This window comes from Ochrobactrum quorumnocens (assembly GCF_002278035.1).
Taxonomy (GTDB): Bacteria; Pseudomonadota; Alphaproteobacteria; order Rhizobiales; family Rhizobiaceae; genus Brucella; species Brucella quorumnocens.
This window is the reverse complement of the sequence record NZ_CP022603.1, coordinates 341874-366520: the sequence shown is the minus strand read 5'-3', so window position 1 is coordinate 366520 and position 24647 is coordinate 341874. Positions and strand designations below refer to the sequence as shown.

Sequence of the window (24647 nt, the reverse complement as noted above, 5' to 3'; positions counted from 1 at the left end):
GCAAAAGTGAGTGAGCCTTCTGCGTTGGATAATGCGTAAAAGCAAACCGATAGAGCGGCTTCAACAATTCAGTCTTAACTGGAACTGCTCTAGCGGATTTTACAGGCCAAGTTTTGCCTTTACCGCTGCCGCTCCTGGTTCGCCTTTGAAGGTGGTGACACCCTCGAGCCACTTATCGATATGCTCCGGATTAGCCTTCAGCCATGCGGTAGCCGCCGCTGGACCTTCGGTCCCTTCATTCAGGATCTTGTCCATCACCTCATTTTCAATATCGACAGTGAAAACGAGCTTCTTGAAAAAGTTCGCTGCATTCGGGCATTCGCCCGCCCAGCCAGTGCGCGACAGCGTATAAACTTCCGCGCCGCCATAGTTCGGGCCGAAATAATCATCACCACCAGACAGATATTCAATATTGAGCTTGGTGTTCATCGGATGCGGCGCCCAAGCCAGGAAGACCACCCATTGCTTGTCCCGGTTTCTACGATCAACCTGCGCAAGCATAGCCTGTTCGCTCGATTCTACGATCTTCCAGCCATCGAGCTTGAACTTCTTGTCTTCGATAATTTTCTGAATGTTCTGATTGGCCGGGGCGCCCGGCTCAATGCCATAAATTTCTTTACCAAATTTGTCGGCGTGAGCCGCGAGATCTGCAAAGTCCTTCACGCCGTCTTTGGCGACATAATCTGGTACAGCCAGAGTAAACTTTGCGCCTTCAAGGTTCTTGACCAGTACTTCAGCAGCCTTGGCGCTATCGAGGTCATCGCGGAACGTCTGTTGCGCTGGCATCCAGTTGCCAAGGAACACATCGGTGTTGCCAGTTTTAAGGGCCTCATAACCAATGGGCACCGACATCGTTTTCACGTCGGCCTTATAGCCCAGACCGTCGAGCAGTACGCTGGCGATGGAATTTGTTGAGGTAATATCTGTCCAACCCGGATCAGAGAGACGAATAGTTTCGCACTTTGCAGAATCTGCTGCAGAAGCCACGCCCGTAAGCCCCGTGAACGCTGCCAGTGCAAGTGTCGTCAGTTTGAGATAGCGCATTCATTTTCCCCTGTTTGGCTCTGACGAAATCCGATCCATAAAATCAAATTTCGTTATGTCTTGCATTCTGCCTTTAAGGAAAACATCTTTAAGGATAAGGGAAAAGACATTCATTTTTTATTGGAGACATAAAGGATATTTATGGTTTCTTCATCATGGGATCTTGGCAGTCTTGGCGTTTTTGAAGCGGTCGGGCGTTTGGAAAATCTGACCCTTGCGGCGCGCGAACTGGGCATGACTCAACCAGCGGTCAGCTATCAAATAAAACGAATGGAAGACCGGCTGGGCGTTTCACTATTCGCAAGACGCGCACGTGGCGTAGAAATATTGCCCGAGGGACGCATACTTTATGAGGCAGTGCGTCTTGGCCTTGATGGAATCGAAGAGGCCATTCAGCAAATCAGACGCAGACAACGGACACCGGGGCTTCGGATAGCCACGGATTATGGCTTTGCCGCCTTCTGGTTGATGCCGCGTGTCGCAAAATTCCGTCCGAAATATCCAGAGGTGGATGTTCGCATCACAGCATCATCCATGTTGCAGCCGCTTGATCACAGAGAGGCAGATATCGCCATTCTGTTTGGTTCGCGGGAGGACTTTCCAAAAGACGCGATTGCTTTTGTGGGAGAGTCCGTTGTGCCGGTCTGTTCCCCCGGCTTTCTCGATCAGCACGGGCCGTTTCCGAATGGAAAGGGGTTAAGATCAACAGCACTTTTGCATCTCGATACCTTGCAGGGTGATCGTTGGTTTACGTGGCCGACCTGGCTTGATGCGATTGATCAGGAAATTGACGACGGTAATTATGGGTTGGTGTTCAACACTTATAATCTGGTGCTAGAGGCGGCAATTGCCGAACAAGGGGTAGCCCTTGGGTGGGCCGGACTGATCGACGGAGCGATTAAACGGGGGCAGCTTGTTCCTGCTTGTGATGTGTCTCTCACGAGTAAGAAAGGCTATTGGCTGGTATTCAATCCCGATATTTCGGACGCCAGCAAGGCATTGTGCATGGAACTGCTTGAATCTGAGCCAAATCTATAAAAACTTGAATGCAAGACCTGAGATCAGCGCTTTGACATAGCGTTGCTTCTGAAAGTTACCATTGAGCGATATGCGCTTTATAGCCGTTGGCTTTAAAGCGTCTGATCGCTGCAAAACTGCTGGCTGAGTCGTAACGGCTGCCACAAAGCCAGCCTTGGCTGTCATTTCTATTTCTCGTTGGCCGACCGCCGAGCACCAACCGTAAGGGTATGAGAATGATTTGGGTCGATAGCCGACACAGTCCTCAATTGCAGCGGTTGATCCATCTATTTCGTGGGCAAGACGTTCTTCATTCACACGTCGAAGGTTAACATGCGCGATCGTGTGTCCGCCAATGTGAACGAGCGGATCGTTCGCCAACGATTTTAGCTGTGCACGGTCCATAACCAGGTTTTCGACAATTACATGCGGATCAATCTTGCATTGCGTGGTTGCAAGTTCGTCAACACGCCGAACAGCCTCATCTTCATCAAAAAAACGAACAAATGCAGCTAATCTGTCAAACACTGCATATTTTTGCGTTACCGTTTCGGTGTGTATTGTCTCCAGCCCTTTACCAAAATCGAACCTGATCTGCGGATTATTTCTCAATAGCACTTCTGTCGTTTCCCACCAGATTGTATGGGTGCGATCGACAAAGCCCATTGTCGGAAAAACAGTATAGGGAATACCAAACTTAAGGAAAATCGGGGCTGCAATCTCTGCATTGTTTCGATAACCATCGTCGAATGTGAAGGCCACAAATTTTCGATCGTCGAAGCGGTCTGCGAGGAGGCCAGGCAAATCATGCAGATGAACAGGCGTTAGGCCAGCTTCAAGCACAGTATGAATTGTCTCTGTAAGAAACTCAGGTGTAACCTTCAGAATGGAATTGGGCTGAAATCCATCAGTCTGGTTTGGGCCAACATGATGCAGTGTGAAGACCACGCCGCGTCCACTAGCAGCCGGAAAAATTTTACCCAGACCCGAAAAGGCAATTGCGTTCAAGCCGGCCCGGATAGCTCCATATCGCATGTTTAGCCTGAAAGATTGCAAACACACCATGTTCGAAAACGCTCCCCCGCGCACTGACATACGTCAAGACTACAAGAATGCAAGATCAGTGTTGGATGCTTGTGCATCTTTGAACTCTCGTTGCAGCCATTCCATAAACACGCGCACGCGTGGCGAAAGCTGACGCTCTCGTCTGTAAAGCAGCGAAACAGGCGTCGGCTTTGGAGGGAAATCCGCAAGCACTTCAATGAGTTCTCCGGATTCCATCAGCTTTGTAACATGATAGATCGGAACTTGGATCAGGCCTAACCCTAGGCGCGCGGCCGAAACATAAGTTTCGGCCGCATTGACTGATATCGGCGCAGGCAAACTGATCTCGACGACCCTACCCGCGACTGCAAACTCTAAAGGCAGCAAACCACCGGTCGATGTTGAGTGAAATCCAACCATCTGATGACCGTGTATCAAACTGTCAGGATGCCTGGGCATCCCATGGCGTTCCAGATAGGCCGGAGAAGCCAGCGTGCTCTCTTTTAGCAAGGCAACGCGGCCAACAATCATGTCGCTATCCTGCAGTATGCCGGCTCTCAACACACAATCCATGCCTTCACGGACGAGATCGACGAAACGGTCGCCTTCACTCATGTAGATCTCAATTTCGGGGTAGGTTTCGAAGAAGCGTGGCAAGGCCGGTAGAAGAAAATGGCGGGCAAGCGTGCCATGCACATCAATGCGCAATATTCCTTTCGGCTTGGTTCCTGCAAAGGCGCCTTCCGCGTCTTCCAATTCTTCGATAATAGAAATGCAGCGCCGATAATAAGCTTCACCGTCAAGTGTTGGGCTTACATGACGGGTCGTGCGCTGAAGCAGACAGACACCAAGACGCTTTTCCAGCTGCTTGATCGCATCCGTTACAGTCGATCTTGGCAGCCCCAAATCTTCCGCAGCAAGTGTAAAACTGCGTCGTTCTGTAACGCGGGTAAAAACCCGCATGGCATCAAATCGGTCCATAATATTATTCGCCATATTCGAATAGTGATGCCGAACTATGCATGATTATCCGGCATTATAGAAGCGCTATGTTTTGTCTCGAACTTGGAGCGTTCATTTCTGCCAATCGACGCTCAAACATCTATTTTCAACGCGCATCTCTCTTTGAGATGCGTTCCAAAAGGAAGTTAAGCTAATGCCTGCAAACAATAACAAGGTTGCAATCGTTACGGGTGCATCACGTGGCATAGGTGCTGCTATCGCACGCCGACTGGCAAAAGATGATTTCACTATTATCGTCAATTATGCAGGTAGCAAGAAAGCAGCCGAAGAATTGGTGGCTGAGATTATCCAGTCCGGGGGCCACGCGGTTGCACATCAGGCAGATGTTAGCGATCCGGCAGCCGTTAAGCACATGTTTGAAAGCGCTGAATCCACCTTTGGTGGCGTTGATGTGCTGGTCAACAATGCTGGAATTATGAAGCTTGCTTCTGTGAAGGATGGTGACGATTCAGTTATAGAAAGCCAGATTGCGATCAATCTCAAAGGCAGCATCTATACAATGCGGGAAGCGGCCCAGCGCCTGCGTGATGGTGGACGTATTGTCAATTTCTCGACAAGCGTGGTGGGCCTGAAGCTTGAAAATTATGGTGTCTATGCTGCAACGAAAGCTGCCGTTGAAACACTGACAGCAATTCTCGCAAAAGAACTGCGCGGTCGCGGCATCACTGTCAATGCGGTCGCTCCCGGGCCAACAGCAACAGATTTGTTCTTGAACGGCAAATCCGACGACCTTATCGAGCGATTGGCTAAAATGAACCCGTTGGAAAGGCTCGGAACTCCTGAAGATATCGCTGCAGCAGTCGCGTTTCTGGTGGGGGAAGACGGACGTTGGATTAACGGTCAGGTTCTACGTGCAAATGGCGGAATGATCTGATTTCCATTAGGTAAAGAGCGAGGATTTCCCTTGCTCTTTACTCTGGTTCAAGCTTTGCCCGTCGTGGCATTCCAAAGGGGCTCTGCAATTTTGGCCATGAAAATCACAATCAGCGAACCAAGCACAAAACCGAACACGCCATCTGCAAAGGCTGTTGCAAACCAGTTTACGGTGCTGGCGAGGCCTGTTGAAACATAGGCTGCCAGGTCGGCGGCAGTTTCCGTAATCCACGCAAAAGGCTGATGAACGCCCAATCCGTGCAACCCATGGATAAATATATTGCCCCCAACCCAGAGCATTGCTGCTGTGCCAATGATTGTAAGCACTAACAGCAGCTTAGGAACCGCGCGAACTGTAAAGCGTCCTAATGCCCGTGTAGCCGAAAGACGACCCTTTCGCGCCATTAACACGCCGAAATCATCAAGCTTTACGATAACTGCTACAACGCCATAGACCAGAACGGTAATCATGATGCCAACGACTATAAGTGTGGCAAGCTCGATCCAGATTGAGTTGGTTTCAATCATCGAAAGAGCCAGCGTCATGATTTCAGCGGAAAGAATGAGATCGGTTTTAATGGCACCTGCGACGCGCTTTTCTTCAAGCGCAGTTGGGTCTTTATCCTCTTGAGAGCCATCTTCATGGTGGTCTTCACCAGGAAACAATTTATGCCAGACCTTTTCGGCACCTTCGAAACACAAATAGGCACCGCCAATCATCAAAAGCGCGGTAATTGCTATTGGTAGAAAATAATCGAGTGCCAGAAGAACAGGAATAAGCAGAGCTTTATTTCTAAGGCTGCCCATTGCAATTTTGCCGATCATTGGCAATTCACGTGCAGCCGTTATGCCAACCACATAATTGGGTGTGACTGCAGCGTCATCAATCAATACACCGATGGTTTTGCTGCCCGCTTTTGCGGCGTTGGCGGATATATCGTCCACTGATGCCGCAGCAATTTTTGCTATCGCTGCAACATCATCCAGAAGGGCAAGAAAGCCGCTCATATAGTCTCTCCGCTTCAAGCATTTCCAGCAAAAGTGGGAAGCGGTCCCAACGATCCAGTCCTAACTTGAATCGCGGTAACGCGCCATCATCTGAGCGCAGAACCTGTCATCATGTGACAGGGATAACGCTTCCAATAAATCTACATTGCAGACTTGCATATAATTCGGCAAGTCACACACAGCGCTCATCTCAGGGTTTTCCAGTGGCTTAGCGTGTTTTAGTTTACGTACTCAAACGAAAAAAGGCGGCTAGTGCCGCCTTTCATGCTTAGAAACTCTGATTGCTGTCGGCTTTACCGTGCAGCAAGGATACCCGCGATAAGACCGGTTGCAGCAGTGACCAGCAAATACTGGTTATCTACCTTTACCCAATGCTGGCCACGGCCTGGCTTGCGAAGACCATATCGCTTGTAATCGCGAATTTCCTGATGACGACGCCAGTCACTGTAGCGTTCACCACGCGACCAACGCTTGTGCCCCTGATCCCGGCGATCATAGCGCCGGAACTCCTTACCATGTGATGGACGAGCAGGCTCTACACGATTGTAACCGGGCTTACGTGGTTGATGGTAATCCTGAGCCTGTGCAAGAGGCGCACCAACAAACGAAAGAGCAATGGCGGCGAGAACGGCTTTCTTAATCATGGAACACTCCTTTTGTGTTGATACGAATGTATCGTCGCTGGAGTGAACGCGAGATGAATAAACTAGGATCCAAACATTAAATAAAATCAATGTGATTAGAATAGAATTGGGCGACATTTAAAGCGCGTAGCTTTCAATGTCGCCCTTGGAATGCGTGGCCCATACTACTCATACCAGAAACAGAGCGAGCGGTACGAGTATAAGAAATGCAGCTGCAACGCCTGTTTCAATCTTCGAATATAGCAACATGTTAGCCTCCATCATGGTTAATGACAGATGAACAACGCAACTGTAGCGATTTGGTTCAATCAGGCGTCGAGATAAGCGATAACTTTTATGAGATGCCCCGACGGGTTGGGCTTCAGAAACACCATCGGCAAAACCCGAACGATATTCCGCCCAAAAAAGGGTTATTGTTTAATGATCATAATCATTTACGGCCTAAATATTTGATAATAATGTTCAGAGGCTCGATGTTGAGCGGGTGGGTAATAATCATGAAAAGAATAAAAATTGCGGGCGCCGCATCGGCTGCCCTGTTTATGCTTGTCGGTGTAGCGAAAGCAGATGATCTGGTCTTTGACCTAAAGAATGGTACGAATTCTGTTCTGACGCATTTTTATACTTCTCCAGTTGGCGTCAACAACTGGGAAGGCGAAGTTTTTGGACAACAGGTGCTCAATCCAGGCGAAACAATCGAAATTACAATCGCCGACGGTCGTCGCGTGTGCAAATACGACATGCGTTTTGAATTTCAGGAAAGTGACGATCTGGACACGACGACAGACACGCAGAACCTTTGCGAGCTCAGCACCTATACCATCGAGGAATAGAGCATGTCGCGCTCAAATGGATTCATCTGGCGTTCGCGAACATGCCGATAATTGAAGGAAACTAGAGCGAACGCCATTGGTGCGATTGAGCGCGACACGCTCTAGGTTTAGTTTTGGGCGAGGAATAGCGGCTGGACCTGAAAGTCCAGCCGCTTTTTTTGATCTGTTTCAGATCCCTCTCCCCAGAGCTACCACTGCGCTGCGCATGGCTTTGGAAATAGCTGCGAATTTGAGCGCCTGCCAATAGCGATAATCATTGACCAAAGTGGCCGATAGCCAGCAATCGCCACGATTGCCGGCGCGTTCCCAGCCCATAAGGCCAGCGTCGCGTGCGCGAGCGAGAATCCGTGCCGTGTTGCTTTGTGACATTCGATATCGGTTGGATATGCCGTTTGATGTCACCTGCCCTATCCATATACGGTCGCCGGAAAGCTCCCAGGGTGCACGCGAAGCGACATCGTGCAGGATATTGTTTCCAGATTCCGCGCGCGTAAAATTTGCGATGCTCGCCACAGGCCTGCACCAGTCGCTGTTGTGCAAAACTTCGCGGGTCATAAGCGGCTGAGCATATCGTAACAGTTCAGGCTTCGTCTGCATAAGTAGAGCGCGATTGCCGCCGTCCATCAAGTCCAATGCAGCAAGATGTGTCGTCAGCCACAAATGGATCAAGGCCTCCGTTTCCGGCTTCGCACGGAACAATTGCTGTCGGCGATCAGAGGTCGGAATTGCCTCGAGCAACTTATAGTGGCGAGTTTCCTGCAGAAATGCCAGCGTCGTGTTTTTGCTGGCAATAGGTGTGCCTTTAAGAAAGTTAAGCAGGTTCGTCGGCGAGATAGGTGGATTATCCGGATTGGTTACGTGTTCGAAATGGACGGCAAACGTCGCTTGGCTGAGCAACCATTTCTGCATGTCGGAAAGATAACGTACTTCGCGCGGTAATCGAGCTGTGATTGCGAGAAGTTCTTTTGCGGCAGATGTAAGACAATCACCAAAGCGCGGGGAATAGCGCAACTCGGATGCTTCGAAAGCCTGAGGCAGAAGGCTCAATTCTTGAATGGACAACGCGGCTTCCATGATTGTAACTGCATCCGAAATTTGCAGGTGGCTAAGTGCCTGATATTTTAGCTCAATCGTATACAGCTTTTGGAACCAGATTTAAGCAGGTCTTTTCGTCGCTTTGACAACTCTGCAAACCTTCAACTTGTCCAGAAAATATGCTTGCTTTGGTTCAGCATAAACAAGGTACCGCATGACAGATATTCCAACCCCTGCAATTCATACCCGCAAGAAAAAAATCATTGTATTTGACACCGAGACGACGGGGTTATTGCCATATGATCGAATTATCACGCTTGGCGCAGTGAAAATTGAAGGTGATGAGCTACTAAACCAGTCGCTCTATTTGATTTTCGACCCAAGAAAAGACAGCTCATCGCAAGCCGAAGCGGTTCATGGCTTTGACAACTGGATGACACGCTATCAGGATCTGTTTGCTGATCGCGCAAGCTCACTACACCAATGGTTCAGATGGGCAGACGAACTGGTCGCCCACAACGCTGAATTCGATATGCGTTACATTCAAAGAGAATTTCGCAAAGCGGATGTTGAGATGCTTACCCAGCCGGTTCGTTGCACAATGATGCGCGCCAGGCTCCTCTGGGGAGGCGAATCCGCCAAGCTGGACCATTGCCTTTCCAGAATTGGTTTGTCGCGCGTAGGAGCCCGCCACGGCGCTCTGGAGGATGCTTATTTGACGGCGGGGCTTTACTTGCATCAACAAGGATCAAGAACGCCGTTGCCGCCAATAAATGCTTGGCAGGAACCAGAGAATATAAAGCCCTACCCGAGTCGTCCTTCGGGTCAGCTTCCTCGCCGAGCACCAAAGCGCAGGCAGGGAGGTGTGGACCTCTCCGAATGACCACGTTCCGACACCTGCATTTAATTCGACAAGGTATGGCCGCTAAGGCTCTATGGCCCGGGGGAGAACGAGTCGTATTCCTGTAGTTGTTTTGTGCGAGCTTCGATCACGCTCGCTCTACAGCCGGGATAATGAAGCACTTGACCTTCCCTGCCCCAATCGCCATTTGCGTAGAAATTGCAGGACGATTCCTTATAGCTATTCCACAGCCGCTGCTCAGCCAGCAGGTCGGTTTTGGTTTGTCCGTCGGCCCCCCCATAAACTTTCTTCCACGCAGCATTCAGCTTATTATCAGCGCGCTTTAACCAGTCACCACCACACTGCCCCCAAGCAGTATTGGTTCCATCGGACTGCTTAATGCACTTGTCATAGACACTATCCGCAGCAACCGGCGAAACGGAAAAGGCGATAACAGCAGCAAGAATAGATCTTTTCATAGTGCCCACCCAGTTAATCTTAGTATTAATAATGTAGTTATGCATCCCCAAGTCAAGAGATAATAAAATCCCTGCCAGCTACTGAACTGACAGGGCAATATTATGGATTGAATATTTTAGATATCTCTAATTGTGAGACTCCCGTTTTTTGGGAATAAAGTAGCGATTACCGCGGTCGCGATAGTGCCTCTCAGACCTATGATGACGCTCGCCTCTCCAGTCGCGGGACGGTCGATCGCGATGCCAGCGAGGCGGTGGCGGTGGTGCATTGCGACGCACACGTACACAGCGTCCACGACGGTCCGTTACACGGCCTGGTCCACAGCGATAATCGACTTTATGCGTCAACCCGGTCTGATTGGTCGGCTCTGGCATGGAAACAGGCGCTGCATTCGCGCCAAATGAAAACATAGCCATGGCAGCGGCCAGCGAAATCACAGAAAGCTTCATATCTTTCTCCATTCATGAGACTTGGCGATGTTGGATAGGATAGTCGAACAACAGGATTCGATGTCATCACTTTGTATTTTCAACATGCCGATATCGTTGATGTTTTCGAAATTGGAACCTCATCAGCGCTTACGAAGAATAAGAAAATAAATCAGAACCACGGCGACCAATGGAACGCCAAACAGCCACATCACACCTGCGGTCAGCATATTTCTCTCCTGCTTACGTAGAGATATAACTGCGAGGATAGCAATCCGGTTCCACGCTTGATGAAACAAGCTGCGATTCTATAAAGTAAAATCTGTTTGAGATTGTTTTGTAGGCAAAGAAGCGAATCATTAGTTCGATCCATAACCATCGATCAATGATCGCGAGCGTGTCTAATGTCCACTTATATATTCGAAAACGGAACTGATATGATTTTGAGCCTTACAGAGAAACTTAGTCTCTCCAAATACTTACAAGAAGTAATTGGCTCCCCGGGCCGGATTCGAACCAGCGACCAACCGGTTAACAGCCGGTTGCTCTACCACTGAGCTACCGGGGAAGAGGTGCTCGTTGCGTCAGCGAGGTGGCGTATAGCAGGAGGATTTCTGATTTGCAAAGCCCTAATTTCGATTTTTTCCAACTTTTTGCATTCTGATCGTGAAACCCTATATTCTCTGGTACGTTTCTAGATATGAAGCGCCCCATTTTAACCTGTGAGAAATGTCGAGTGACCGAAGAATACGAACCCAAACCACGAAAACGTGCAATTGTGATTCTTGGAAAGCGAATCCCGATGCCGCAATCGGTCATGATGCGACGAACACTTGGCGGTTCACTCGTCGTCGGTGGAGCATTGGGATTCTTGCCGGTCCTCGGCTTTTGGATGTTGCCGCTCGGTTTAATCGTCTTATCTCACGACTCTCATCGCGTACGTCGCTTGCGACGCAGAAGCGAAGTTCACATCTGGCGCAAATGGCTAAAGCGTGGTTCGACGACGACGGCGGGTTAAGAGCGTCATTGCCAACGGTTAAATAACAGACGCTCTCCGTTTGTCCCTGTTCAGGGCGTGCGGTATCTTAGGTGTGAGCTCCGGCGCCTAATCTCACCAGGTGTAAGGCGTCTGTATTTCCGCAATGCTGTTGTGAGGTGGCTCTGGCTTGAGAAACTTAATCGTGCCGCGATGGTGCTGATTGGCATATCTGTTTCTCTCAGCCATCGCTCGGCCTCAGCCAGCCGCAAGCTCATGAGATACTGAGTGGGGTTTGTCCGAAGCTTTCCCGGAAACGCGTTGCAAAGTGCCCCGCTGATATACCCAGTGCCGAAGCCATATCAGGTACTGACACTGGTTCACGGAACTTATCTTTCAAATAAGCTTCTATTTGAGAGCTGCATAGCTGCTGAGGCCGGCTGACGTCACCATTGAAGATTGAACGATCATCGCATTTCGCTGCAAAAGATGGACAAGAACAGAATAAAGGGAGGCAAGATAGTTTTGCTCTCCCCCTGCGGGTTCCATCAACTGCTCTATCACAAGCTGGCATACCTGCAGACACTGCTTACTAGAGAAATTGACAATCTCGGCCACCGTGGACGCAGCATCTGTCCCGCTCTCTTTATCAATCTCGACCAAATTGCCAGCTATTGGGATAGTTAGCTGCAAATACTCCGCAGCTTCTGTCCACCAGATTTCCAGGGTTTGGTTTGCGGGAACAACGAAAGCGGTTCCAGCGGTAAAACTAGACACTCGTTCTTCACTGCATCCAGGTTTCCACTTTAGATTGTGCACAGGCTCCAGCAAAATCACTGCGCAATTTTGATCCGAGGAATAAGTATGCTAGCCGAATTCAGTCATGCCATAGGTGAAGCGACTTAGTACAATCCACCATTCCGGGGTGCAGATTTGATCCCACTCGCCCTTTTGTACCAGACACAAGTTCATGTAAATTATTAATATTATCAGTACTTGAACGCCTCCCTGTCCCCGTCTCAAAAAATCAATATGAGAATGAATTCGAGTGTATGCACGTCGTTAATCACGGAATTTACTTGTACAGTTGATATAAAAATCGTCCGAAACGTCCCTAAGCTAGACGTATCCACCATGCGCGAAGTTACACAATATTAATTTAAAATACACCTTATAGGTGCATTTCCTAACAAATATTTGTGACCAAATAAATTCGGTTCGTTTGCAAATGATTTGCAAAAGCGCTTGTGAGTCGCCATTATCTAATTTATGCAATTGCAAATTATTTGCATTAAGGAGATGGGAATGATTCGACCTTTCATGCGGGCTTTGACGGCTGGTCTTGCCGGGAGTGTGTTGTTTTGTGCAGTATCTGGAGCTGCCTTGGCAGCTGAAAAATTCAAAGCTGTAACCACATTTACAGTGATTGCGGACATTGCACGCAATGTTGCAGGTGACGCGGCAACGGTTGAATCAATTACCAAGCCAGGCGCTGAAATTCATGAATACCAGCCAACACCCGGCGATCTTATAAAAGCGCAAGATGCCAAGCTTATCCTGTGGAATGGCCTTGGGCTGGAGCTATGGTTCGAAAAATTCTTCTCACGCCTGAAAGACGTGCCGAGTGCCGTTGCGTCTGACGGGGTTGTGCCGATGGATATCAATGAAGGCCCATATAGTGGCAAACCCAATCCCCATGCGTGGATGTCCCCAACCTCGGCTCTCATCTATGTCGACAATATTCGTGATGCCTTTGTAAAATATGATCCGGAGAATGCGGAAACCTACAAGGCGAATGCTGAAAATTACAAAGCCCAGATTAAAGCTGCAATTGATCCGATCCATGCTGAGCTTGATTCAATTCCGGCAGACAAGCGCTGGCTGGTGACGAGTGAAGGCGCGTTCTCTTATCTCGCACGAGATTTCAACCTGAAGGAGCTGTACCTCTGGCCGATCAATGCTGATCAGCAAGGCACGCCGCAGCAGGTTCGCAAGGTGATTGATGCCGTGCGCGAGAACAACATTACCGCTGTGTTCTCTGAAAGCACGGTTTCCGCCGCTCCAGCAGAGCAAGTTGCGCGTGAAACTGGGGCGAAATACGGCGGTGTCCTCTATGTTGATTCTCTTTCAGAAGCCGATGGCCCCGTGCCAACATACCTTGACCTGCTGAAAGTCACCTCGAGCACAATCGCAAAAGGCCTCAAACAATGAATGTCCCGATCAGTCATCACGCTGAAAATCTCGCCGCGCTTGAACAAAGCGCGGCTAAAGGTTTGAACGTGAAAGATGCGACTGTAACCTATCGCAACGGTCACACTGCCTTGCGCAATGCGACGTTCAATATCCCGACCGGAACGATTACAGCACTTGTGGGTGTGAACGGTTCGGGCAAGTCAACTTTGTTCAAAGCAATTATGGGCTTTGTGCGCCTCGCCAAAGGTGAAATCACAATCCTTGGCGTGCCGGTTAAAGAAGCGCTCAAGAAAAACCTTGTCGCTTATGTGCCACAAAGTGAAGAAGTTGACTGGAACTTCCCTGTTCTGGTCGAAGACGTCGTCATGATGGGGCGTTATGGCCATATGGGCATGATGCGAATTCCCCGTCGCGCTGATCACGAGGCGGTCGAAACCGCCTTACGCCGTGTGAACATGCTCGAATATCGCAAGCGTCAGATCGGTGAACTCTCGGGCGGGCAAAAGAAGCGTGTGTTCCTTGCCCGCGCCCTTGCTCAGGATGGCCGCGTAATCCTACTCGATGAGCCATTCACTGGTGTGGACGTGAAGACGGAAGAAGCAATCGTCACACTTCTACGCGGACTCCGTGACGAAGGTCGCGTGATGTTGGTTTCAACACATAATCTAGGCAGTGTACCGGAATTCTGTGATCGAACGGTTCTGGTTAAAAATACCGTGCTCGCCTATGGCCCAACGGAAGAGATTTTCACGCAAGCCAATCTAGAAAAGACGTTTGGTGGCGTTCTGCGCCATCTGGTTTTAGACGAAGCAACCAAACAAAATCGCTCAGCTGTCGGCGTAATTACCGATGATGAGCGCCCTTTCGTTCTCTACGAGCAAAATGCAAAGGGACACGATTGATGGCTCTTCTGCTCGAACCGTTTCACTACGGCTACATGATAAATGCGATGTGGGTTTCTGCCCTTGTTGGTGGTGTTTGCGCGTTTCTTTCGGCCTATTTGATGCTTAAAGGCTGGTCACTCATCGGTGACGCCCTCTCCCACTCCATCGTTCCGGGCGTTGCGGGTGCCTATATGCTGGGCCTGCCCTTTTCCATCGGTGCATTCTTCTCCGGTGGGCTTGCGGCGGCGGCGATGCTGTTTCTCAATCAGCGCACCAAGCTCAAAGAAGATGCAATCATTGGGCTTATTTTCACAGCGTTTTTCGGCCTTGGTCTTTTCATGATTTCGCTCAGGCCAACCTCGATCAGCATCCAGACAATTGTGCTTGGCAATATTCTCGCCATCACCCCCGGCGACATCGTTCAATTAGCGATCATCGGCTTCGTGTCGCTCGCATTGCTTCTGTTGAAATGGAAAGACCTCATGGTGGTCTTTTTTGATGAAAGCCATGCGCGATCGATCGGCTTGAAGCCAACCGCACTCAAAATCATGTTCTTCACGCTGCTTTCGGCCTCAACGGTTGCAGCAATGCAGACGGTGGGCGCATTTCTTGTCATCTGCATGGTCGTGACACCAGGTGCGACGGCTTATCTTTTGACAGACCGTTTCTCACGGCTTTTATGGATTGCAGTCATTATCGGTGCGCTGACAAGCTTTATCGGTGCTTATGTCAGCTATTTCATGGACGGGGCCACTGGTGGGATTATCGTCGTGTTGCAGACACTCGTTTTCCTCACTGTGTTCTTTCTCGCACCAAAACATGGAATGCTGGCGGCCAGAAGACGCGCCGCAAGCGCATTGCGGGAGGCGCAGTCATGAACTGGTTTGACATGCTTTTAATGCCATTTCAGTTCGATTTTATGGTCTATGCGCTGATCGCTTCGGTGCTGATTGCAATACCAACCGCCCTGCTCTCATGCTTTCTGGTGCTTAAAGGCTGGTCACTGATGGGCGATGCTATCAGTCATGCTGTTCTGCCGGGCGTCGTTATTGCCTATATGGTGGGACTGCCCTTTGGCATCGGTGCTTTCGTCGCAGGCATGATTTGCGCTCTGGCAACCGGATTTCTCAAAGAAAACAGCCGGATCAAGCAAGACACAGTGATGGGCATTGTTTTCTCCGGTATGTTCGGGCTGGGTCTCGTGCTTTACGTATCGGTACGTGCAAATGTACACCTCGATCACATTCTGTTCGGTGATATTCTGGGCATCAACACGGGCGATCTTATCGAGACAGCTATCATCGCTGCGGTGACAGCCGGCGTTCTCATCGTCAAATGGCGCGATTTTCTGCTTCATGCATTCGATCCGGCGCAAGCGCGTGCGGTCGGATTGCCGGTAAGGCTTCTGCATTATGGGCTTCTGTGTCTGATTTCGCTGACGATTGTCGGTGTTCTAAAAGCAGTCGGCATCATTCTTGCCATCTCTTTGCTCATCGCGCCCGGCGCAATCGCTTTTCTGCTCACCCGCAGGTTCAGCAGTATGATGATTGTCGCAGTCGTTGTTGCAGTCTTTTCATCATTCATGGGTGTTTATCTGTCTTTCTTTATCGACAGCGCCCCTGCTCCTACAATCGTTCTGCTGATGACCCTAATTTTCATTGTAGCGTTTCTGTTCTCGTCTTGGCGCACCGCCCGAACAGAAGCACGACATGATGCTGAAACGGCCTGAATGAATTACCTGTAGGCTGTCTTCAAGCGCGACGCATGTCTTTATCCCAAAACTGATTTCTGCTTTTGGGAGACATGCCTAACGTATCGGAACAGCTTGCGTGCAGCGTGGACAGCTTTACAAAGCTGTCCACGTTTTGCACACCTGCGCAGCGCCAGTCATACGACTGTTATAAAACCTCGTTAGATAGCCATATCAACGGGCGGCAAATATATGCTGCTCACGATTTTCCGCTGCAATTCAATTTGTCGCTTGTCGAGGTAAATTAAAAATGCTTCAATCCAGATTGCACGGCTGTGCAGAAAAAATAATACCGGCCGTCGATCCTGGGGAGGATACGCAAATGCCTGCGTTTTTGGAGGTAGCGGATGCACGCGTCCGTTATGGCAATAATGAGATTCTTAAAGGTGTAGACCTTTCGGTCAAGAAAGGTGAATTCGTAGCGCTGCTTGGCTCGTCGGGATGTGGAAAGACAACCTTGCTGCGTGCGATTGCCGGCTTCAACACGCCGAGCGATGGAGCGATCCGCGTCGGCGGTAAGGAGGTCACTCGCCTTCCGCCAGACAAGCGCGGCATGGCTTTGGTTTTTCAATCCTATGCGCTCTGGCCACATATGACGGTGGCGCAGAATATCGGATACGGTCTGCGAATTCGTGGAACGTCAAAGGACAAAGTTCGTCAAAAAGTTCAGGAAGTAGCGCGCCTTTTGGGACTTGATGCTCTTCTCGATCGCAAGCCTGCCGCACTTTCCGGCGGTCAGCGCCAACGTGTTGCACTGGGCCGGGCATTGGCTATTGAACCTGATATTCTGCTGCTCGATGAACCGCTCTCTAATTTGGATGCGCGCATCCGCCTGTCGGTTCGTCATGAAATCAGCGCCTTGCAGCGTCGTCTGGGTATTACGGCGGTTCACGTGACCCATGACCGCGAAGAAGCAATGGTTATGGCAGATCGCATCGTGATCCTAAACAATGGCGAAGTGGCGCAAGCCGGGGCACCGGAAGAAGTCTATAATCATCCGGCTTCCGATTTTGTTGCCGCTTTCATGGGGGCTGAAAACCTCATTGAGCTGCCTGTTACAGTCAAAGCTGACCGTATCGAGATTGCTGCCGGACCACATAACAAGGCGAGTACAATTCCGGCAGGCCGCCGTAATTTGTCGGATGGGATAGCGGCAGCACGTTTTCGCAGTGAAGCAGCAAAGCTCGCAGTGCCGGGATCGCCCAACTCCGCCACAACGCCGGAACTCATTCTGTCCGGAACGGTCGACCAGACCAGCTATCCTGGTGGTCTTTGGCGGCACATGGTGAGCGCAGGCGGCAGACACCTGCTGGTCGATTCAGCGGAAAGTCACCAGCCCGGTTCACAGGTAGAAATTCGCATTCCCGAACAGGCTTTATTTTTGTTCGACAAGTGATTTGATCGACCAAACTGTAGGCTCTAGAGCATTGCACAGGTGTGCACCACTCCAAGGACTGACTCGAAAGGCGATCTTAGCAGTGTCAACTGCTCACCACAGGATTGCGGGCCGTCAATCGTCCGCAGCCGCACAAAATTCCCGATCATACCTCACCGGATATCCAATATCCAACCGTCGAAATCTTCCGCTATGCGGATCAAAAAAGCAGGAATTATTCGATGAAGACGATTCTGAAAACAGCTCTCGTCCTTGGTCTGACGGCATCACCCGCCGCAGCCGATGAACTGACCGTGCTAACCGCAGGCGACCAGAACATGGTTGACTATGTGAACGAGTATCTCGGCCCATTGTTCGAGAAGGAAAATCCCGGCACGACGGTTCGCGTTGTTGGCACCGGCCCCGGCGATGCGGGTTCACAGAAGATTCTCGAGCGCTTTGAAGCACAGTCCAAGGCTGGGGTTGAAAAGTGGGACGCGGATGTCGCCGTCGTCCATGAGAAGTTTGCTGGCCCAATGGTCGAAAAGAAATTTCTAGAAAACTACCGCAGCAAGATCGACAGCGGCAAGCTCGTAACGCGTGGCAACGCCAAAATGGCGCTTGGTACCGATGTTGATGGCTATGTCATGCCAATGTTCAACAGCCAGACTGCCCTTGCGTATAATCCTGCGCTCGTTGCCAATCCACCAAAGAGCTATGACGAGCTGGTTACATGGGCCAAGGAAAACCCGAAGCAATTCGGCTATAATGGCATCAAGGGCGGCGCTTCCGGTGTAAGCTTTGTGATGGGCTGGATTTATGCCTATGGCGGCGATGCCGACAAACTCATGAAAGGCCCGTTTGAAGAAGGCGAAGCCAAAAACTGGGACAAGGCTTTTGCCTCACTCAAGGATTTCACCACCGATGCAACGCTGACGCCCGGCAATGCAGGCACGCTCGACATGCTGAGCCGTGGGGAAATCGCTATGGGTCCAGTCTGGGTGGACATGTTCTATTCTTGGAAAGCCAATGGTCAGCTTCCACCAGAAATGAAGCTCGTTCTGCCTTCGCCTGGCATGCCTGGCCAGCCGATGCATTACGTGATCCCTGAAAAGAGCGCCAACAAGGAACTTGCTGAGAAGTTCGTGGCACTGGCAACCAGCCCGAAAGTTCAGGCTGAAGGCATTGTAAAACGTTTCAACTGGTATCCGGGCATTGATGCAGATCACGTCAAGGCGGAGCTTGATGCCGATACGTGGAACAAGCTTTTCACCGACATTTCGCCTGAAGATCTGGCCAATTACGGCAAGCCTTTCCCGATCGCCCCATACAACACTGCGATACTGGAAGCTTACGAACGTCAGGTTGGCAACTGATAAAGGCCTAGACCGGGGGCGTTAAACACGCATCCGGTCGATAATTCAAAAATTCGGGGAATATTCATGTCGCAGAGAATGACGGGTTTTCTGCTGGTCGCTCCAGCGCTGGCCATCGTGCTGTTTCTGTTCATCGTACCGCTATTTGGTTCGATAAGCGGCGCATTTCATGTTGGTGAAAACTGGGGCTTCGGCAACTTCACAAAGGCATTTGAGCTTTATTCAAGCGATATGCTGTTTACCGTTGTGATTGTCACCCTCTCCTCAGCGCTGATCGCGCTTTTTGCGATTGCTATTGGCGGATATTTGACCCTTGGATCCAATCAGCGCGCCGTAACCGTTCTGCGCTGGCTTTATCGTTGGCCACTGTTCATTCCCTTCATCGTCGTCGGCCAGATATTGCGCACATTTCTCGCCAAAAATGGTCTGATGAATAGCCTGCTGATCGAAAGCGGTGTTCTGACACCACTCCAAGCCATGAGCTTTCTCGACTGGCGCGGCATCGTGATCGCATTTGTCTGGAAGCAGACGCCATTTGTCACTTTGCTACTGGCTGGCGCAATGGCATCGATTGATCGCAGCACCATTGAATCGGCACGTAATCTTGGCGCAGGACGCCTGCGCATTCTGATCGAAATCGTGCTGCCCCAAGTGCGCCCGACACTGCTGGTGGGCTTGATCCTCAGTTTCGTCACCATGATGTCGGTGCTTTCCGTTCCGCTTATGATCAATGCCCAATCTCCAACGATGATCACCGCCAATATGGCTTTCCGCATCAATGCCTATGGCGATTATGGCGTTGCCAATGCGCTCGGCACTATCTCGCTCCTGATGACCAGTCTGGTCGCGTGGATTTATCTTAGACAAACCATGAAGGAGCACGGCTGATGAGCACTGCATTTGACTGGCGTTGGATACCACGCGGCATCGTGCTTGGCCTGCTGGCCTTCGCCATCTTCGGACCGTTGGCCAATCTGCTTCTTTGGGCTGTCGCTGAACGCTGGTATTTCCCGCATACGCTGCCTATTCAGTACGGCTTTTCCTTCTGGGCGAATGTGTTTTCGGCGCGGGGCAATGCGCTTTCATCGCTCGGGACCAGCGTGGTTATTGCAAGCCTGACAGTCGTCGTCTCGCTCGGCCTTGCTATTCCGGCTGGCTATGCGCTGGCACGATTGAAACTACCGTTTCGCGGGCTAGTGTTGCTGATCCTCTTGATCCCGCAAGCCTTTCCAAACTTGCCGATTTACGTCAACATCGCGCAGATGTTCTATTCGCTGCGTCTGAATGGAACGATTACCGGCGTTGTGCTGGTGCATGTGACGCATGGTCTGGTTTATGCCGTGTGGATCGCGACCGCTGCGTTCTCAGCGATTGATCGAGAGCTGGAAGAGGCAGCGCGCTCCATGGGCGCATCAGCCATGAAGACTTTCTTCCACATCACATTACCGATTGCAGCGCCTGGCCTGCTCGCCAGCGCAATCTTTGTGTTCCTTGAATCACTTGATGAATTCACCGGGACATATTTTGTGGGCGCACCCGACATTACAACATTACCGCTCATGCTCTATACAGCAAGCTCGGGTGGCAATTATCAGATCGCATCGATCAGCGCATTGATCCTGCTGGTGCCTTCAATTGCCTTCATGTTTGTGGTTGAGCGTTTCCTGAGAGCCGATGTGCTTTCCAAAGTGGGTCGATAGCAATGGCAGATAGTGATCGCGGTCATGATGAGCTTTCAGAAAATCTGCCCCGTTTTATCAGCGCGCATGAGGTCGCGGTAGAAGCCGGTGTATCTCGCTCTGCCGTGTCTCGAACGTTTACGCCGGGTGCCAGTGTGTCGCCTTCCACGCGTGAAAAGGTGCTGAAAGCAGCCGAAAAGCTCGGCTATCAGGTCAATGATCTTGCACGTGGCTTGTTGGCCAAGCGCAGCCGAATTGTTGGCATGATCGCTGCTGATCCAGCCAGTCCGTTCCGTTCGCGCCAGATTGCAGCGCTTTCACGCAGGTTGACCGCGCGTGGCAGCGTTCCCGTACTGATTCCAACCGGACAACATGGTGAAAATCTGTCCGCGGCGCACCAGACGCTTCTCCGCTATCGAGCTGAAGCAACTGTCGTTCTGTCCGGCATGCCGTCGTCATCGTTTGTCGAACTCGCGCAACGCAATGGACATACATTAATTGTCGTTGGTCGTAACGAGGATGGCCCCGATCATATCCGTATCAATAACCGACAGGCTGCAGAAACAGCGGTTGACGTATTTGCAGCACGTGGCATGAAACGATTGGGGCTGGTCACGTCCAATGTCCGTAGTCCCAATTTGTTGGAACGCGAAGAAGCTTACATCACACGTGCCGAAAGCATTGGTCTCAAGGTCAGTGTTCAGCGTGGCGAACTGACAGACTACGACGGTGGCTTTGCCGCAGCATCCTTGCTTTTGAGCGAGCGTGACCGGGTTGAAGCTGTGTTCTGTGTGAACGACTTGATGGCTTTCGGTCTGATTGATTGCGCCCGTGATGTCTTCAATCTCTCGATACCAGATGATCTTTCGGTGATTGGCTTCGACAATGTCACTGAAGCGCGCTGGGGTGCCTACAGGCTCACAACTTTCGACCAGAATGCCGAGCGTTTGTCAGCCGAGATTATTCGCCTGCTCGACGAACGGCAGAGTGCACCCAACGCACCGCCTCAAATGGTGATGATTGATACGCCGTTGATCCTGCGGGGAAGCGTGCGGCCACTCAAAGCTGATAATGCTGCTAACGGAAGCAAATCCTGAATGTCTGACTATTCCATATGGCTCCGCCCCGCACAGGACGATCTTAAGTTTCTTGAAGAAATTGTCCGGGATTTAAGCCAGCGTTTCAATTCAACAGTATTCGAACCACATGCAACGCTTGTCCCTGACATGAGCTATTCAGCAGAAGAGCTTCTGCCAAAAGTGATCAGCCTTGCGATCGGACGCAGGCCGCTTGAGCTGTTGATTGAAGATGTGACCGGAAGCGAAGCCTATTTTCGCTCATTCTATGCGAGGCTTGAGAAAGCACCGCCCCTGATGCGGCTTAAGCAAGACTCTCTTGAGATATCCAGTGAAGCCAGCTTGCAAAGCTTCATGCCGCATGTCTCGCTGGCCTATGGTGTTGACGATTCAACGCTCAAACAGACCGAAATGCAACGCCTCGCCAATAAGCTTTCAGGGCGAAAGCTGCGATTTGACCGTCTTGTTATTGTGAGTTCATCAAGCGACACGCCAATTGATGAGTGGCATGTAAAACACGAGATTTATCTTAAAGGTTAGGCCAGCCACCATATATGTGGCTGGCCTTCTATAATTAAAGTGGACGTGGATAGGTACGATAGACTTTTTCAATATCTACCAGAACATCGTCTGAAAGATTTACTTCGCTTGCAGCGATATCTGTCTTGAGCTGCTCCACTGATGTCGCACCAATAATGACCGAGGTCATGAAGGGGCGTCTCAGCGAAAAGGCGATTGCCATCTGCGCGATATCGAGATCGTGCTTCTTCGCAACATCAATGTAAGCGCGAATGGCAGGTTCTGAATAGGAGTTATCGCGCCAAAGGCCGCCGTCAGTAACAGAGGCACGTGAGCCTTCCGGGATCTTTCCGCCAAGATACTTTCCAGTCAGAACCCCGGCAGCGAGTGTGGAATAAGCGAGCAAACCAACGTCTTCGAATATGGAAACTTCGGCCAGGTCGAAATCAAACTGGCGCTGCAGCAAGCCATATTCATTCTGGATTGACGCCATACGCGGCAGCCCGTGTTCTTCGGCAATTTTCAGCCATTGCATCGTGCCCCAGGCTGTTTCATTGGAAAGACCGACATGTCGGATTTTGCCTGCGCGAACTGCATCTTCGAGACCGAGAAGAACATCGTGAATCTGCGCGGTTTCGGCCTTCGGGTCAACTTTGGATGGATCAAAACTCCAACCCTGACCGAAGTGGTAGTGCGGGCGGGATGGCCAGTGGATCTGGTAAAGATCGATGTAGTCCGTCTTAAGACGGGTCAGGCTGTCATTAACCGCCTCGGCAACACTTGCGCGACTTGGCTTTGCACCACCGCGAATCCATTCCTGACGTCCACCGCCTGCAATTTTGCTGGCGAGGATGACGCGGTCGCGTTTTCCTGACTTTTTGAACCAGTTGCCAATATAGGATTCAGTCTTGCCATAGCTTTCCGAGCTCATCGGAATGGCATAACCTTCGGCCGTGTCGATGAAGTTAACACCGGCATCAATGGCATAATCAAGCTGTTCGTGGGCGTCGTTTTCAGTATTCTGCACGCCCCATGTCATGGTTCCAAGGCAGATTTCAGTTACATTGAGGCCCGTGCGGCCCAAAGTTTTCATTTTCACGAGATTTTTCCGGATCGGTTTGGCCGCAGAACGCGGATTGGACGGAGGTCGAATTGATAACCCCCAGACACCGCCGCTGACAAGACCGCTCTCTAAGATTTGAAACCGCTTATAGGAAACGTTTTGCCGAATATGGCGTCGGATCCGTAAATGTCTTCTCGCCCGCCATCATTTCGGCCAACAAGCGGCCGCTGGCTGGTCCAAGCGTCAGACCATGATGGGCATGGCCGAAATCAAACCACAGCCCTTTATGGCGTGGTGCTGGCCCGATCACTGGGCGCATGTCTGGCAAACAAGGCCGCAAACCAAGCCATGGTTCCGCTTCGACAGCCTCTCCCAGTTGTGGTAAAAGTCGGCGCGCCACCTTTTCGGCTCGCTTAAGCTGGATAAAGTTGGCAGGCGTGTCGGGCGAAGCAAACTCGATACCTGTCGACAGGCGTACGCCCTGCACCATCGGCGCAAGTACATAACCCGCTTCCTCATCGACCAAGGTGTGACCGAGCCGCGCACCATCCTGCATTTCAAAATGCATATGATGACCACGCTTGATACCAAGCGGGATTGCATAACCGAACTTCTGGAAAATCAACCCCGATTGCGGGCCAAGCGCCACCACAGCATCGCGTGCAGAGATTGGACCTTGCTCGGTCGTCACTTGCCAGCCATTTCCGGTTTCAACAAGCGAGGCTGCGTCCCCATGCAAAAGAGTTCCACCGTTCTGACGGAAAAGATCGGCGTAGGCTTGCACAAGGCCGCCCGGGTTTACGATTGTCTTCGGATCAAGCCAATGAATGCCGCCAGCAACCGCGCCAAGTGTTGTTTCCCTCTGCCTCAGAGTATCAGAATCAAGGACATCATAGGCAAGATTATAGGGCTGCAATTGCGGCAGGCGCTGAACGGCTGCATTAAATGCGTGTTCATTGCGAAACACTTCGATCCAGCCCTGCGAACGAACAAGCCTTTCACAGCCAGCTTGAGCTATCAGCGTGTCATGTTCTCTAACGCTCGCTTCAATAAGCGGCAGCATCGCGTTTGTTGCAATCTTCAACCGTTCAGGTGAGGATTCACGCCAATATTGAAACAACCAACGTGCAATGCGCGGTACATAAAACGGATCATAACGCACGTCTGAACGGCGATTAAGGCCATAGCGCAAAAGCGCGCCAAAGCCCTGCGGGAATGAATAAGGAATAACGCTTGAGCGTTCGATGAGGCCGGCATTACCAAAGCTCGTGCCCTGCCCCGGTTCACCTCGATCAACCAGAACAACAGAACGGCCCCGCGCTTGTAAATGCAACGCTGCGGAAACGCCCACAATACCCGCGCCCAGAACGATGACATCTTGTTGCTGCATGGTATTCCCGCCAATCCCATAAAACGAAAGAGCGTGCTGACGATTTGCCAGCGCGCCCTTGCATACATCAAAGAGTGAAACTTTTTACAAGTAACT

The 24647-nt window shown here is 50.8% G+C and carries 27 protein-coding genes and 1 tRNA gene; 15 read left to right on the top strand and 13 right to left on the bottom strand.

Going from position 1 to position 24647, the window contains the following annotated elements:
• Positions 1-99: 99 nt before the first annotated feature.
• Positions 100-1044: a choline ABC transporter substrate-binding protein gene (gene choX / locus CES85_RS01865; RefSeq protein ID WP_095444377.1), complete on the bottom strand. Its 945-nt coding sequence runs from the start codon at positions 1042-1044 to the stop codon at positions 100-102.
• Positions 1045-1185: 141 nt separating this feature from the next.
• Here choX and CES85_RS01860 point away from each other — a divergent pair, with 141 nt between their 5' ends.
• Positions 1186-2082, top strand: coding sequence for a LysR substrate-binding domain-containing protein (locus CES85_RS01860; RefSeq protein WP_095444376.1), 897 nt, complete (start codon positions 1186-1188; stop codon positions 2080-2082).
• Here the strand turns inward: CES85_RS01860 and CES85_RS01855 are convergent.
• Together CES85_RS01855 and CES85_RS01850 are read right to left on the bottom strand one after the other, a co-directional pair.
• On the bottom strand, positions 2077-3069 hold the full coding sequence (locus CES85_RS01855; RefSeq protein ID WP_342352138.1) for a polysaccharide deacetylase family protein: 993 nt from the start codon (positions 3067-3069) through the stop codon (positions 2077-2079). The two genes, CES85_RS01860 and CES85_RS01855, sit on opposite strands and share 6 nt — an antisense overlap.
• 96 nt (positions 3070-3165) lie before the next feature.
• A complete protein-coding gene (locus tag CES85_RS01850; protein ID WP_095444374.1) occupies positions 3166-4086 on the bottom strand; it encodes a LysR family transcriptional regulator in 921 nt (306 codons plus the stop codon).
• Between the two features lie 175 nt (positions 4087-4261).
• On the opposite strand from CES85_RS01850, the gene CES85_RS01845 reads away from it, so the two are divergent.
• Positions 4262-5002: an SDR family oxidoreductase gene (locus tag CES85_RS01845; RefSeq protein ID WP_095444373.1), complete on the top strand. Its 741-nt coding sequence runs from the start codon at positions 4262-4264 to the stop codon at positions 5000-5002.
• Positions 5003-5049: 47 nt separating this feature from the next.
• On the opposite strand, the gene CES85_RS01840 is transcribed toward CES85_RS01845, so the two are convergent.
• Positions 5050-6009, bottom strand: coding sequence for a DUF808 domain-containing protein (locus CES85_RS01840; protein WP_095444372.1), 960 nt, complete (start codon positions 6007-6009; stop codon positions 5050-5052).
• Between the two features lie 293 nt (positions 6010-6302).
• Positions 6303-6653 (bottom strand): RcnB family protein, encoded by a 351-nt coding sequence (locus tag CES85_RS01835; protein ID WP_095444371.1) that lies wholly within the window; start codon positions 6651-6653, stop codon positions 6303-6305.
• Between the two features lie 497 nt (positions 6654-7150).
• Here CES85_RS01835 and CES85_RS01830 point away from each other — a divergent pair, with 497 nt between their 5' ends.
• The gene (locus CES85_RS01830) at positions 7151-7486 is read left to right on the top strand and encodes a hypothetical protein (protein ID WP_095444370.1); all 336 of its coding nucleotides are present in this window, start codon (positions 7151-7153) and stop codon (positions 7484-7486) included.
• Between the two features lie 168 nt (positions 7487-7654).
• Here CES85_RS01830 and CES85_RS01825 read toward each other — a convergent pair whose 3' ends face one another.
• Positions 7655-8548, bottom strand: a complete 894-nt coding sequence (locus tag CES85_RS01825) for a hypothetical protein (protein WP_157743389.1) — start codon at positions 8546-8548, stop codon at positions 7655-7657.
• Positions 8549-8735: 187 nt separating this feature from the next.
• On the opposite strand from CES85_RS01825, the gene CES85_RS01820 reads away from it, so the two are divergent.
• Positions 8736-9404 (top strand): 3'-5' exonuclease, encoded by a 669-nt coding sequence (locus tag CES85_RS01820; RefSeq protein WP_095444368.1) that lies wholly within the window; start codon positions 8736-8738, stop codon positions 9402-9404.
• A gap of 50 nt (positions 9405-9454) precedes the next feature.
• Here the strand turns inward: CES85_RS01820 and CES85_RS01815 are convergent, their stop codons facing one another.
• The 3 genes from CES85_RS01815 to CES85_RS01805 all read right to left on the bottom strand — a co-directional run bounded on the left by CES85_RS01815 (position 9455) and on the right by CES85_RS01805 (position 10838).
• Positions 9455-9841, bottom strand: coding sequence for a lysozyme inhibitor LprI family protein (locus CES85_RS01815; protein WP_095445654.1), 387 nt, complete (start codon positions 9839-9841; stop codon positions 9455-9457).
• A gap of 126 nt (positions 9842-9967) precedes the next feature.
• Positions 9968-10291 (bottom strand): hypothetical protein, encoded by a 324-nt coding sequence (locus CES85_RS01810; protein ID WP_095444367.1) that lies wholly within the window; start codon positions 10289-10291, stop codon positions 9968-9970.
• Positions 10292-10763: 472 nt separating this feature from the next.
• A tRNA-Asn gene (locus CES85_RS01805) sits at positions 10764-10838 on the bottom strand.
• 168 nt (positions 10839-11006) lie between these two features.
• Here CES85_RS01805 and CES85_RS01800 point away from each other — a divergent pair.
• Positions 11007-11288, top strand: coding sequence for a hypothetical protein (locus CES85_RS01800; RefSeq protein ID WP_095444366.1), 282 nt, complete (start codon positions 11007-11009; stop codon positions 11286-11288).
• Positions 11289-11338: 50 nt separating this feature from the next.
• On the opposite strand, the gene CES85_RS27615 is transcribed toward CES85_RS01800, so the two are convergent.
• Together CES85_RS27615 and CES85_RS27605 are read right to left on the bottom strand one after the other, a co-directional pair.
• Positions 11339-11524: a helix-turn-helix domain-containing protein gene (locus CES85_RS27615; RefSeq protein WP_244923197.1), complete on the bottom strand. Its 186-nt coding sequence runs from the start codon at positions 11522-11524 to the stop codon at positions 11339-11341.
• Between the two features lie 130 nt (positions 11525-11654).
• The gene (locus tag CES85_RS27605) at positions 11655-12023 is read right to left on the bottom strand and encodes a hypothetical protein (protein ID WP_244923196.1); all 369 of its coding nucleotides are present in this window, start codon (positions 12021-12023) and stop codon (positions 11655-11657) included.
• Positions 12024-12551: 528 nt separating this feature from the next.
• On the opposite strand from CES85_RS27605, the gene CES85_RS01790 reads away from it, so the two are divergent.
• The 10 genes from CES85_RS01790 to CES85_RS01745 all read left to right on the top strand — a co-directional run bounded on the left by CES85_RS01790 (position 12552) and on the right by CES85_RS01745 (position 22119).
• On the top strand, positions 12552-13457 hold the full coding sequence (locus tag CES85_RS01790; protein ID WP_095444365.1) for a metal ABC transporter substrate-binding protein: 906 nt from the start codon (positions 12552-12554) through the stop codon (positions 13455-13457).
• Positions 13454-14341: a manganese/iron ABC transporter ATP-binding protein gene (locus tag CES85_RS01785; RefSeq protein ID WP_095444364.1), complete on the top strand. Its 888-nt coding sequence runs from the start codon at positions 13454-13456 to the stop codon at positions 14339-14341. The genes CES85_RS01790 and CES85_RS01785 overlap by 4 nt, the downstream gene beginning before the upstream one ends.
• Positions 14341-15201 carry a metal ABC transporter permease gene (locus tag CES85_RS01780; protein ID WP_095444363.1) on the top strand — a complete coding sequence of 287 codons (861 nt, stop codon included), beginning with the start codon at positions 14341-14343 and terminating at the stop codon, positions 15199-15201. Before CES85_RS01785 ends, CES85_RS01780 begins: the two co-directional genes overlap by 1 nt.
• A complete protein-coding gene (locus CES85_RS01775) occupies positions 15198-16052 on the top strand; it encodes a metal ABC transporter permease (RefSeq protein WP_095444362.1) in 855 nt (284 codons plus the stop codon). Before CES85_RS01780 ends, CES85_RS01775 begins: the two co-directional genes overlap by 4 nt.
• Positions 16053-16395: 343 nt before the next feature.
• Positions 16396-17469, top strand: a complete 1074-nt coding sequence (locus tag CES85_RS01770) for an ABC transporter ATP-binding protein (protein ID WP_095444361.1) — start codon at positions 16396-16398, stop codon at positions 17467-17469.
• Positions 17470-17690: 221 nt separating this feature from the next.
• A complete protein-coding gene (locus CES85_RS01765) occupies positions 17691-18824 on the top strand; it encodes an ABC transporter substrate-binding protein (RefSeq protein WP_095445653.1) in 1134 nt (377 codons plus the stop codon).
• A gap of 66 nt (positions 18825-18890) precedes the next feature.
• Positions 18891-19712 (top strand): ABC transporter permease, encoded by an 822-nt coding sequence (locus CES85_RS01760; RefSeq protein ID WP_095444360.1) that lies wholly within the window; start codon positions 18891-18893, stop codon positions 19710-19712.
• Positions 19712-20524 (top strand): ABC transporter permease, encoded by an 813-nt coding sequence (locus CES85_RS01755; RefSeq protein ID WP_095444359.1) that lies wholly within the window; start codon positions 19712-19714, stop codon positions 20522-20524. The genes CES85_RS01760 and CES85_RS01755 overlap by 1 nt, the downstream gene beginning before the upstream one ends.
• Positions 20525-20526: 2 nt before the next feature.
• The gene (locus tag CES85_RS01750) at positions 20527-21600 is read left to right on the top strand and encodes a LacI family DNA-binding transcriptional regulator (protein ID WP_095444358.1); all 1074 of its coding nucleotides are present in this window, start codon (positions 20527-20529) and stop codon (positions 21598-21600) included.
• Complete coding sequence (locus tag CES85_RS01745; protein ID WP_095444357.1) at positions 21601-22119, top strand: haloacid dehalogenase; 519 nt, start codon at positions 21601-21603, stop codon at positions 22117-22119.
• A gap of 34 nt (positions 22120-22153) precedes the next feature.
• Here CES85_RS01745 and CES85_RS01740 read toward each other — a convergent pair whose 3' ends face one another.
• The gene (locus tag CES85_RS01740) at positions 22154-23191 is read right to left on the bottom strand and encodes an aldo/keto reductase (RefSeq protein ID WP_095444356.1); all 1038 of its coding nucleotides are present in this window, start codon (positions 23189-23191) and stop codon (positions 22154-22156) included.
• A 115-nt stretch (positions 23192-23306) separates the two neighbouring features.
• Positions 23307-24551: an NAD(P)/FAD-dependent oxidoreductase gene (locus CES85_RS01735; protein WP_095444355.1), complete on the bottom strand. Its 1245-nt coding sequence runs from the start codon at positions 24549-24551 to the stop codon at positions 23307-23309.
• Between the last annotated feature and the right edge of the window lie 96 nt (positions 24552-24647).